Origin of the sequence: Mycobacterium sp., assembly GCF_035314665.1 — a bacterium.
Lineage (GTDB): Bacteria > Actinomycetota > Actinomycetes > Mycobacteriales > Mycobacteriaceae > Mycobacterium.
In genome coordinates this window covers 1-10,909 of record NZ_DATFZD010000144.1, presented here as the reverse complement: position 1 = coordinate 10,909, position 10,909 = coordinate 1, and the positions used below count along the sequence as shown (strand labels likewise).

Here is a 10,909-nt window from a genome sequence, read left to right as displayed (position 1 = left end):
GATGTTGGGCAGCATCCGCCAAAACCGGGCGGCCCGCCCGGCGGTGGGAACCATCACGGCCAGCCGTCCGCCCGCTCGCAGCACCCGCGCCATCTCCGCCAGCGCCACCGCCGGATCCGGCACCAGCTGCAGCACGGCGATCGAGACCACCGCATCAACCGTGTCGTCGCGCAGCGGCAGCCGTTGCGCATCGGCCCGCAGGAAACCGATTTGTGGTCCCGCTTCGACGCGCACCGCGCGGGCCAGCATCGCCTCGGAGATGTCGAGGCCCAGCGCCAGCCCGTCCGGGCCCACGGCGCGCGCCAGGGACGCGGTCACGGTACCGGGGCCGCAGCCGACGTCCAGCGCGACCCCGCCGGCCGGGGTGTTCAACCACTCCGTGGGCTGCTGAAGGGCGCTGAACAGCCTACGCATCAGCGCTTGCATGTTGTCGTAGACCATAGACCCGACCGGCGAGGCGAACAGCGCCTCAACCGCAGGGGTCCCTGTCGGTAAACCGGCGCCCAGCAGATCGAGATAGCCGTTGCGCACATCCGGTTTGGCCGGTGGATCGGCGAGCAGCTCCAGCGCCCTGCGCAAAGCGGGAGGCAACGTGGCGTTCAGATCCGTCATGCGCAATCCTTTGAGCAAACTTCGAAGTGGACTACAGTCATCCGGGCCAGCTTGGCGACGAACCGCTGGGCTGGGTACACGAGTGCTTACCCGCGTCATGGCGGGGGCCCCGTCGGCGTACCCGGGTATTGTCGGGACGTTATCACTCGAACAGAGGTCAGCGCGCCGGGGTACGTGACGTGAAGGACGTGGTTGCCGATGCGCGCGCCGCATGACCCCGAACCGGCGCCTGCGCTCGGCCCTGGCGTTACCCCCACGTCGCGTTGGCAGCCGTTGTCGCTGCTGTTGGTGGAGGATGACCGAGCCGACGCGTTGCTGGTGGAAGAGCTGATCGTGGACGCGGCGGCCGAGATCCGGGTGGTGTGGGCACGGTCGTTGGCGCAGGCGGAGCGCGAGCTGGCGCGCGCCCGCCCGGATTGCGTGCTTCTGGACCTGCACCTGCCGGACGCCAACGGGATCGACGCTCTCGACCGCATCATCAAACATGACGCCACCATGCCAATCGTCGTGCTGACCGGGCTGAACGACCAGTATTTCGGGGTTTCGGCGGTCGCGTCGGGTGCGCAGGACTACCTGGTCAAGGGGCGTGTCGAACCCGATGTGCTGCGACGTGCGCTGCTCTATGCGATCGAGCGAAAGCGTGCCGAGCTCACCGCGGTGGATCTGCACGCGAGCCAACTTCGGGCCCGGGAGAACGCGCGGCTCGAACGCGGCCTGCTGCCCTCCCCGCTACTGCTGGACAACCCGGGTGTCGACATCGTCACCCAATACCGGCCCAGCCGCGAGAACGCCTTGCTGGGCGGAGACTTCTACGATGTCGTACAAACGCCGGACCGGACCGTACACGTTCTGATCGGTGACGTCGCCGGGCACGGGCCAGACGAGGCGGCCCTTGGGGTGGCGTTGCGGATCGCTTGGCGCGCGCTCACATTCGCCGGTGTTCACGGTGCCGACCGGATGCGGCAGCTCGAGCGGATACTGCACGCCGAACGCGCCGGTAAAGGGATCTTCGCGACGGTGCTGAGCCTGGCGATCCCCCCAGACAGCCCGCGCATCATCGCGGTCCGCGCCGGTCATCCCGGGATGTTGTCGCACGGCGCCGACACCGTCGAGTGGATCGAGCCGCCGGGTGGGCCGGCTCTCGGCCTGCATTTCACCGACTGGCCGCAGCACGAGGTGGAACTGCCTGAGGGTTTTGGGCTCCTCCTGCTCACCGACGGACTCTTCGAGGGACATTCGGGGCGGGGCAACGAACGCCTCGGCGAGGACGGTTTGCTCGAGCTGGCCCGTTCGCTCGCGGCTCTGCCCGGGTCGGCGTTCGTCGACGCGCTCATCGACGGAGCTGAGGAACACGCACAGGCGCACGGCGGGCTCACCGACGACATAGCGGTGGTACGCGTGCAGCGGACAAAGACAACGAGATGACCGCCGGATCCACGGTGAACGCGGGCACGATCGTGTCCAGCCGATGGCGCGGATCGCAGCTCACTGTGCAGGGGTGGCAGAATCTCGTGCTGTCAATCATGGGTGTGGTGGTGCTCGCGGGCGCGGTGGCCGGTGCGGTGTTGCTGAACCGCACCGACGAGGTCTCCCGCGAGCTGAGCGATGACATTCAGCCGGCGCGCCTAGCGGCATACCAGTTGCAGGCGGCACTGCGCGACCAGGAGACGGCCCTACGCGGTTATGTGATTGCCGCCGACCGGCAGTTCCTCGACCCGTACTACGACGGGGAACGCGCGGAGGGGGCAGCGGCCCAAGACATCCGGCAGCGAGTAGGTGGCCGCGCCGGCCTGATCGCCGATCTGGACGCGATCGAGCGGGCCGCGGCCGCCTGGCGGACAAGCTATGCGGAGCCACTCATCGCGAGCGTGACCCCCGGCGTGCCGAATGTGGTCAGTCGCGCTACCGCCGACCGTGGCAAGGCCGAATTCGACCATTTACGTACTCTTTTCGATACGCAGAACGCGCATCTGGCGGCTGCGCGGGCGGATGGCATCCACGAGCGCGACGAGGTACGTGGCTGGCGCGACCGGATACTGGCCGCGATGGTCGGCGTGTTCTTCGCCACGGCGATACTGTTGGCGGTTCTGGTGCGAAGCGCGGTCACCCGCCCGCTTGCTGCCCTCGCCGCGGCATGCCGGCGGATCACCGAGGGCAACTTCGCCGAAAACATCTCACCGTTGGGGCCGAAAGACGTCCGAGCTATCGCGACCGACGTCGAGAACATGCGGCAGCGGATCGTGGACGAACTCGACGCGTCGCGTTGGGCCCGAGCAGGATTGGTCGAGCAGGCCGAAGCGCTGGACGAACAGGCAGCCGAATTGCGACGTTCGAACGCCGAACTCGAGCAGTTCGCCTACGTCGCTTCGCACGATCTGCAGGAGCCCCTGCGAAAGGTCGCTTCGTTCTGCCAGTTGCTCGAGAAACGGTACGGCGACAAGCTCGACGAGCGCGGTCGCGAATACGTTGGATTCGCGGTCGACGGCGCTAAACGCATGCAAGTGCTCATCAACGACCTCCTCACCTTCTCCCGGGTCGGCCGGCTCAACGCCATGCGCACCGAGGTGGACTTGGACACCGCGCTGGACGCCGCGTTGGCCAACCTCGCCACCGCGATCGAGGAATCAGGCGCCCAGATCGTGCGCCCGAGGCGCCAGCTGCCGCCGATCATCGGTGACCCCACTCTGCTGGCGATGCTGTGGCAGAACCTGATCGGCAACGCGGTGAAGTTCCGGCGGGACGATCGCGCACCGCGGATCGTTATTGACTGCGAACGGGGCAGCGGTGATCGCGACGGCGAATGGTTGCTCAGCGTGGCGGACAACGGTATCGGCATCGCAGAGGAGTTCGTCGACAAGGTGTTCGTGATCTTCCAACGTCTGCACGGCCGCGACGCGTACACCGGAACGGGGATCGGCCTAGCGCTGTGCAAGAAAATTGTTGAGTACCACGGTGGCACCATCTGGATCGACACGTCTTATACCGATGGAACCCGGTTCCGCTTCACGATGCCCATCGCCGTGGACGAGAGACGGGCAGCCATTCTAGAAGGAGCACAGAAATGACACCGGCCGGTCGAGCGATCGAGGTCCTGCTCATCGAGGACGATCCCGGAGACGTGCTCATCACGCGGGAAGCGTTCGAGCACAACAAGATCCACAACGCGCTGCATGTCGCACACGACGGACAGGAGGGTCTGGACTACCTCTACCAGCGTGGCCCCCACCAGAATGCGGCAAGGCCCGATTTGATCCTGCTCGATTTGAACCTGCCGAAATACGACGGCCGCCAGCTGCTCGAAAAGATCAAGTCCGACCCCGACCTCTGCCACATCCCGGTCGTCGTGCTCACCACCTCCTCGGCTGAGGAGGACATCCTGCGCAGTTATAAATTGCACGCCAATGCCTACGTCACCAAGCCGGTCGACCTCGATCAATTCCTGAGTGCAGTTCGGCAGATCGACGAGTTCTTCGTTCAGGTCGTCAGTCTTCCGCACAACTGAGCCCGCGCGCCCTTACCCCTCGGTAAGGGTTCATTCAGGCGGACGTGTGCGCCGCATGCCGACGAACGGACTGACATACGACGAGATGAATATGGCGGGTTACCGGTAGAAGTCGCCGTTTTCATCTGATGAATCAGCCAGCAGTTGCCCTTGCCGGCGGTGGTGGTGGTGGTGGTGGTGGTGGTGGTGGCTGCTTCTCCCCTCCGGCACACAACGGGCCGAGGTAGCGTTCGACGGCCTGAGCCGCGTGCCTCGTGCTCTGACCCGGCCGGAACTGCGCCTCGTCGAAATCGCCCCGCCAGGTCGCAGAGCAAGGTGGAACGTGACTCGCGTCCGGCCATCAGCGTCGTCGTCATCAAGGACGGCAAGGGCCTGTGCTGGGCGCCGACCGCGCCGAACAGCGGTAGCGTGTCGAGGACTTCCGTGATTTCTGCGAGTTCTGCACCCATACCTACCGTGACGAGTTAATGCGGATGTGGACTGAATACCGGGCAAAAAGGGGCCCTCCTGACACATCCGTGGGTCTTCGTGCTGTGGTTCGCGGGGTTCTGTGGGGTGGTATTGATCACTGCCGGTCTGATCGGTTCGTCGCGGTGAGCGGCCGAGGCGGATTTATGCGGGGTGCGGCGGCTTTAAGCTGGTCAACGCGCTCGGGCAGGCCTGCCCTGCCCGCTGTTGTCGCCCGAGAGCCGCCGCAGGGGTCCCCGCGTCAATCCGCCGACCCGACGCGGACACCGGGGCCGCGCTGTTCGCGATGCTCGGCATGGTGGGTGTTAGGCGCGTGCGGGCAGTGCGGGCCGGTGGCCGCCGAGGGCGAGCATCGCCAGGGCGATGAGCGCTTCGGCGGAGTGGAAGCCGAACGCGACGCGGGTTAACACTCTGATCTTGGTGTTGGTGGATTCGATCAGCCCTTGGGACAGGCCGTGGTCGAGGGCGGCGTCGATCGTGTCGCGGTGTTTGACGATGCGGTGGGCGAGTTCGACGAAGACCGGGATGCGGCAGCGCCGAGCCCACGAGATCCATTTGTCGAGTGCCTCCTTCCCGGCCTCACCTTTGACCGAGAACACTTGCCGCAGGCCCTCTTTCAACAGGTAGGCCCGATACAGGCGGGTGTCGGTCTTGGCGATCCAGGCCAGCTTCTCGATCTGGCGGTCGGTGAGATCCTCGGGGTTCTTCCACAGCGCGTAGCGGGCGCCTTTGAGCTTGTGCGCCTTCTCGTGGCCCGGGCGCGGCGGCGCGTGCTTGCCGGGGCGGCCGCGGCCGCGGCCGGGCTCGCTGCGGGCCAGCGCCCGCGCGTCGTTCCAGGCCCGCCGCCGCTCGGTGTCCAGCGCCTCGGTGGCCCACGCGACCACGTGGAACGGGTTATGCCGATATCGGCATAACCCGTTTTATGCCGACGTCCGGATTATGCCGATGTGGTGTGGGTTGGTGCTGGTCACGGGGGTGGCGCTGCCGGTGAGGTCGGCATAATTGGGGTGCGTTCACGCTGGTTCCTCCGCTATGGAGAGGAACGAGAACGTGTACGCACACAGCATTCACAATCCCGATGGGGTCCGGTTCGTGGGGCCGCTGGCGCCGTTGGCGGCCGAGATGAAGGGCGAGTTCGCTCGGCTGGGTTACGCGAGATCCTCGGCGACGGCGCAACTGCAGTTGGCGGCGCACTTGTCGCGCTGGCTGCAGGCCGAGGGGCTGGCGACCGAGGATCTGACCGGGCCGGTGATCGAACGGTTTCTGGCCGCGCGTCGACGCGGCTACAGCAGTCATTACTCCGCGCAGGCCCTGGCGCCGTTGTTGAATTACTTGCGGCGGGCCGGGTCCGCGCCCGAACCCGTTGCGTCCGAACCATGTTTGGGTACCGAGCGGCTGCTTGCCCGGTTCGGCGACTACCTGGGCGTGGAGCGCGGCCTCAGCGCCCCGGTGGTCGTCGCGTACGCGCGTTGGGTTCGCCCGTTCGTCGAGGAGGTGGCTGGGGACGGGCCGGATCCGGATCTCGGCGGCCTCACGGCGATGCACGTACGACGGTTCCTGGTCGCGCATCTTCCGGGATTATCTCGGAAGTCGGCCCAGATGACGGCGTGCGCGCTGCGGTCGTTTTTGAGGTTCTGTCACGCCGAAGGGATCGTGGAGACGTCGCTGGCGGCAGCGGTCCCCGCCGTGGCACACCGGCGGTTGGCCGGTCTTCCGCAGGATCTGGCTGCGAGCGAGGTGGATTCGCTGCTGGATACCTGCGACCGGTCCACACCCTCTGGACGCCGCGACTACGCGGTGATCGTCTTCCTGTACCGTCTGGGACTGCGTTGTGCCGAGACCGCCGGCCTGAAGCTCGACGATATCGATTGGGAAACAGGAACTCTGAGCATTCACGGCAAAGGCGGCCGTACCGACCGGATGCCGCTGCCCGTGGACGTCGGCCAGGCCTTGGTGGACTACCTTCGTCACGGGCGACCGGACACTCCGGTGCGGGAGGTGTTCGTGCGTGCCCACGCACCGTTCACCGCGATGGCGCCCAGCAGCGTGAGCTGCATCGTGGCTCGCGCCGCCCGCAGGGCGGGGTTGGGCACGGTGCACGCGCACCGGCTGCGCCACACCGCGGCAACGCGGGCATTGAACGCCGGGGCGAGCCTGGAAGAGGTCGCGCAGCTGCTTCGGCATGCTGGCACCGCCACCACGGTGATCTACGCCAAGACCGACCAGGATCGGCTGGCGGGGCTGGCACGGCCGTGGCCCACCGGCGGAGACGTCTCGTGACCGGGCTCGAGCAGATGGTCGCAGACTATCTGCGTGTCCGTCGCAGCTTGGGATTCAAACTCGATGGCACCGAATACATCCTGACCCGGTTTGTGGACTATGTGCAGGCCAGCGACGGGCCGCAGACGGTGACCGTCGCAAACGCCCTCGCCTTCGCGACCGCACCGCCCGGGGCGTCGCGACGCTGGCAGGCGCTGCGGCTGTCGGCGATCCGGTGTTTCGCGCGGTGGGCGCACACGGCAGACCCCGCGGTCGAGGTGCCGCCGGCGCGACTGTTGCCGGCCAGACCGACCCGGGTTGCGCCCTACATCTACACCAGCGCCGAGATCACGGCGCTGCTCGACGCGACGGCCCGGCTCCGTCCAGCGATCCGGGCAGCGACCTATCGCACGCTGATCGCGCTGATGGCTGCCACCGGAATCCGGACCGGGGAAGCGGTCGGGCTCGACATCGTGAGCCTGGACCGGCAGGCGGGCACCCTGACGGTGACCGGAAAGTACGGCAAGACACGCAAACTCCCGCTGCACCGGACCGCGGCGGATGCGTTAACGCGATACCTGGATCTGCGCAACGAGCTGCTGCCCGCCACGGACTGCCCCGCCCTGCTGATCTCCACCCGAGGTAACCGGCTGCGTTCCAGCGTCATTCAGCAAACGTTCCGGCACCTGGCCACCGAGGCCGGGCTGCGGCGAGCCTCCACGGCGTGCCGTCCGCGGCTGCACGACCTGCGGCACACCTTCGCGGTGTCCACGATGCTCGACGCCTACACCTCCGGCGCCGATCCGGCCGCGGTCCTGCCGCTGCTGGCCACCTGGCTCGGGCACAGCGAGCCCAGCGACACCTACTGGTATCTGACCGGCACCGCCGAACTGCTTGCCGCCGCCACCAACCGCCTCGCCGGCAACCCTGCCGACCAGCAGGAGCAGCGCTCATGACGTCGTTGGCGCCCACCCTGCAGGCGTTCTTCACCACCCGGCTGACCAGCCAATACGGGGCCAGCCCACACACCGTGGCCGCGTACCGCGACACCTGGAGATTGCTGCTCGCCTACGCCGCACAGGCGACCGGGACCGAGCCGGCAGCCTTGGAGCTGTCCCAGCTCGACGCGGACCTGATCAACGGATTCCTCACCGGCCTGGAAGCACAGCGGGGCAACAGCATCGCCACCCGCAACGCCCGTTTGGCCGCGGTGCATTCGTTCTTCACCTACGCATCCCGCTACCACCCCGAACACCTGGCCACCATCGGCCGAGTTTTAGCGATCCCGCCGAAACGCAGGCCCCGCAACGAGATCTGCTACCTCACCGACGAAGAGGTCACCGCACTGCTGGCAGCGCCGGACCAGACGACCAAGGCCGGACGACGTGACCACGCCATGTTCCAGCTTGCGGTCACCGCCGGGCTCCGGGTCTCCGAGCTCACCGGCCTCGTGGTCGGCGACGTCCATCTCGGCGCAGGCCCGCACGTACTCTGCCGCGGCAAAGGCCGCAAGAACCGGACCACGCCGCTGGACCGGCAGACCGTGCGCGTCCTGCAGGCATTCGCCGCCGAACGACCAAGTGGAAGTGGGGGATTCGTGTTCCCCACTCGAACAGGAACCCGGATGAGCCGTGACGCTGTCGCCGCGCGACTGGCGCTGCACACCGCGACCGCCGCGACGTCCTGCCCGAGCCTGACCGCCAAGAACGTCACCCCGCACGTACTCAGGCACACCGCGGCGATGCGGCTGCTGACCGCCGGAATCGACGCCACGGTCATCGCGCTCTGGCTCGGCCACGAAAGCATCGAAACCACGCAGGTTTACCTGCATGCCGACATGACCATGAAGGAGAACGCCGTGACCCGCACCAGGCCCACCGGAACCCGGCCAGGACGATACAAGCCACCCGACGACGAACTGCTGAGCTTCCTCCGAAGCCTCTGATTATGCCGACCTCACCGCCAGCGCCACCCCCGTGACCAGCACCAACCCACACCACATCGGCATAATCCGGACGTCGGCATAAAACGGGTCGGCGCACCGGACCGCGCCCGGGCAGCGCTTGGCCACGACGTCGGCGATCCAGTCCGCGGCGTCGGCGGATACGTGCGTGATGAGCTTGCAGCGTTCGGCGCCGAGGGCGTCGAAGAAGCGGTGCAGCGTCTTCGTGTCCCGGCCGGCCGCGGCCCAGATCAGCGTGCCGGTGTCGTGGTCGACCACGATCGTCAAATACTTGTGGTGGCGCTTGTAGGAGATCTCGTCGATGCCGATCCGGCGCAGGTTCGCGAACCGGTCGACGGTCTTGTCGACGTCGGCCCAGACCCGGGCCACGATCGCGCCCACGGTGCGCCACGCGATCCGCATCAGTTCGCACACAGCGGTTTTCGAGCACGCCACCGCCAGCCACGCCACCGTGTCGTCGAAGCCGAAGGTGTGCCCGGCGGTGTGCCGCGCCCACGGCACCGCCACCACGGTGGGACCGTGCTCGGGGCAGTTCACCCGTGGCGCGTCGGCCTCCAGCCACACCCGCACCGTCCCCCAATCCAGCCCTCGCCAGCGGCGGCGGCCCTCACCCCGGTCGTAGGACGGCGCCTTCCGTCCGCACCGGCCGCAGCGGCCCCGCGTACCCCGCCGCGGCCGCACATGCGCGATGACCACCTTCGCCCCGGCATGCTCGTTTCCGCCGTCGCCCAGCTCGACGTCCTCGATCACCGTCCGCTTGTCGACACCCAGCAGCGCACGCCATAGGCTCACATTGCGCACGTCGTTTCCTCGCTCTTCGGTTCCTGACCCTTGACAAGCCAGAAACCCTAAGCGACAACGACGTGCGCCCTTTCTCTACGTGTTACACACCCACGGAAGTGTCAGAAGAGCCCAAAAAGGAGACAGCGATGACTGAGACGGGCATGGTCGACTTCAGCGATGTGCGGTGGGGCTCGGTGGAGTGGACGAACCTGTGCACGCTGTACCTGCGGGCATACGAAAGCCGTTCGTCGGCACCGATTCTGGGCGACACGGCGGCCGCTGAAGCGGTGGACCGCATTGAATACGACTGGGCCCGCATGCGCCGCGCCATGCGGCCGGGGTCCAATCAGTATATGGTCACCATGCGCGCCAAACAGCTTGACGACTGGAGCACCAGCTTCCTGCGCCGCTATCCGAACGCCGTCGTGCTGCACCTCGGGTGTGGCATGGACACCCGGGCGTTCCGGCTGCATCCACCGGAAACCGTGCAGTGGTTCGATGTCGACCAGCCGAATGTGATCGCGTTGCGGCGCAAGCTCTACGACGACCGCGACGGCTACCGGATGATCGGCTCGTCGGTGACCGATGAGGTGTGGCTGGACGAGATACCCACCGATCGTCCGATGCTGATGGTCGCAGAGGGACTCGTCATGTATCTCACCGAGCCCGAGGTGCGTACGCTGCTGCAGAGCCTCACGGATCGGTTCGGCAGCGGCGAGCTCGTCTTCGACACCGTGTCGCCGATGGGGCCGCGGTTGTCCAAGGTGCTTACCAAGGGCATCACCAAGTGGGGCATCCGTGACGCCCGCGAAATCGAGCAATGGAACCCGCGGCTGCGCTTCCAGGAGCAGTCCTCCGTGGGGGCACTCTACGAACGCATACCCTCGGCGCCGGTGCGGCTGCTGTGGCGGCTGGTCTACGCCACACCGGTCCGCAACTACGACGTGCTCAACCGCTTCGCGTTCTGAGTCATGCGGCATATAGGGTGCCTCGCTGCCGGCGTCGCGCTGGTGGCTAACGAACCTTGGTCGCGAGGCGACCGCTAGCGCGCAGGGCAGGGAGAGAGAGCGCGAATGTCGTTGATCGCCAAGCTGATCGGGTGGGTGATGAAGCTTCCACCGGCGACACACTCGGAGTTGGTCTGCGAGGGGGATCTTCGGGTGCCGATGCCAGACGGAACCGTGCTGCTGGCCATCCGCACCGCCCCCCGCCACGACAGCTCCCACCCATCGGCTCTCATCCTGCCCACCGCAGCCAAATGACGCCCTGCCCACCACTGCCGTCCTCTATAGGACTTCAGCAACGCAACTCCCAAACCGGCG

The 10,909-nt window shown here is 67.0% G+C and carries 9 protein-coding genes and 2 pseudogenes; 8 read left to right on the top strand and 3 right to left on the bottom strand.

What is annotated here, in order from left to right:
- Positions 1–612, bottom strand: a 612-nt coding sequence (locus VKI00_RS11500) for a methyltransferase domain-containing protein (RefSeq protein WP_324437584.1), incomplete at its 3' end; no start/stop codon positions are given.
- Positions 613–810: 198 nt separating this feature from the next.
- Here VKI00_RS11500 and VKI00_RS11495 point away from each other — a divergent pair.
- Genes VKI00_RS11495 through VKI00_RS11485 form a run of 3 tightly spaced genes read left to right on the top strand, consistent with a single transcriptional unit; the run spans position 811 to position 4,114 of the window.
- Entirely contained in the window at positions 811–2,037 is a 1,227-nt protein-coding gene (locus VKI00_RS11495; RefSeq protein ID WP_324437583.1) for a fused response regulator/phosphatase, read from the top strand.
- Positions 2,034–3,677 carry a sensor histidine kinase gene (locus VKI00_RS11490; RefSeq protein WP_324437582.1) on the top strand — a complete coding sequence of 548 codons (1,644 nt, stop codon included), beginning with the start codon at positions 2,034–2,036 and terminating at the stop codon, positions 3,675–3,677. Before VKI00_RS11495 ends, VKI00_RS11490 begins: the two co-directional genes overlap by 4 nt.
- Positions 3,674–4,114 (top strand): response regulator, encoded by a 441-nt coding sequence (locus VKI00_RS11485; protein ID WP_324437581.1) that lies wholly within the window; start codon positions 3,674–3,676, stop codon positions 4,112–4,114. Before VKI00_RS11490 ends, VKI00_RS11485 begins: the two co-directional genes overlap by 4 nt.
- A 773-nt stretch (positions 4,115–4,887) precedes the next feature.
- Here the strand turns inward: VKI00_RS11485 and VKI00_RS11480 are convergent.
- Positions 4,888–5,478: pseudogene (locus VKI00_RS11480) on the bottom strand (ISL3 family transposase); the annotation flags it as partial.
- A gap of 154 nt (positions 5,479–5,632) precedes the next feature.
- On the opposite strand from VKI00_RS11480, the gene VKI00_RS11475 reads away from it, so the two are divergent.
- From VKI00_RS11475 to VKI00_RS11465, 3 genes are read left to right on the top strand one after another with little or no spacing between them, the layout of a single operon-like run.
- Complete coding sequence (locus VKI00_RS11475; RefSeq protein ID WP_324437580.1) at positions 5,633–6,862, top strand: site-specific integrase; 1,230 nt, start codon at positions 5,633–5,635, stop codon at positions 6,860–6,862.
- Positions 6,859–7,797: a tyrosine-type recombinase/integrase gene (locus VKI00_RS11470; RefSeq protein ID WP_324437579.1), complete on the top strand. Its 939-nt coding sequence runs from the start codon at positions 6,859–6,861 to the stop codon at positions 7,795–7,797. Before VKI00_RS11475 ends, VKI00_RS11470 begins: the two co-directional genes overlap by 4 nt.
- Positions 7,794–8,786: a tyrosine-type recombinase/integrase gene (locus VKI00_RS11465; protein WP_324437578.1), complete on the top strand. Its 993-nt coding sequence runs from the start codon at positions 7,794–7,796 to the stop codon at positions 8,784–8,786. The genes VKI00_RS11470 and VKI00_RS11465 overlap by 4 nt, the downstream gene beginning before the upstream one ends.
- A 78-nt stretch (positions 8,787–8,864) precedes the next feature.
- Here VKI00_RS11465 and VKI00_RS11460 read toward each other — a convergent pair.
- Positions 8,865–9,605, bottom strand: a pseudogene (locus VKI00_RS11460) (transposase); the annotation flags it as partial.
- Between the two features lie 128 nt (positions 9,606–9,733).
- Here VKI00_RS11460 and VKI00_RS11455 point away from each other — a divergent pair.
- The gene (locus VKI00_RS11455; protein ID WP_324437577.1) at positions 9,734–10,555 is read left to right on the top strand and encodes a class I SAM-dependent methyltransferase; all 822 of its coding nucleotides are present in this window, start codon (positions 9,734–9,736) and stop codon (positions 10,553–10,555) included.
- Between the two features lie 105 nt (positions 10,556–10,660).
- Positions 10,661–10,849 (top strand): hypothetical protein, encoded by a 189-nt coding sequence (locus VKI00_RS11450; RefSeq protein ID WP_324437576.1) that lies wholly within the window; start codon positions 10,661–10,663, stop codon positions 10,847–10,849.
- Positions 10,850–10,909 lie beyond the last annotated feature (60 nt).

What these genes read in the sequence shown, in the direction of transcription:
- VKI00_RS11495 (WP_324437583.1), top strand. Translation starts at nt 811, where the DNA reads ATGCGCGCGCCGCATGACCCCGAACCGGCGCCTGCGCTCGGCCCTGGC.
- VKI00_RS11490 (WP_324437582.1), top strand. Translation starts at nt 2,034, where the DNA reads ATGACCGCCGGATCCACGGTGAACGCGGGCACGATCGTGTCCAGCCGA.
- VKI00_RS11485 (WP_324437581.1), top strand. Translation starts at nt 3,674, where the DNA reads ATGACACCGGCCGGTCGAGCGATCGAGGTCCTGCTCATCGAGGACGAT.
- VKI00_RS11465 (WP_324437578.1), top strand. Translation starts at nt 7,794, where the DNA reads ATGACGTCGTTGGCGCCCACCCTGCAGGCGTTCTTCACCACCCGGCTG.
- VKI00_RS11455 (WP_324437577.1), top strand. Translation starts at nt 9,734, where the DNA reads ATGACTGAGACGGGCATGGTCGACTTCAGCGATGTGCGGTGGGGCTCG.
- VKI00_RS11450 (WP_324437576.1), top strand. Translation starts at nt 10,661, where the DNA reads ATGTCGTTGATCGCCAAGCTGATCGGGTGGGTGATGAAGCTTCCACCG.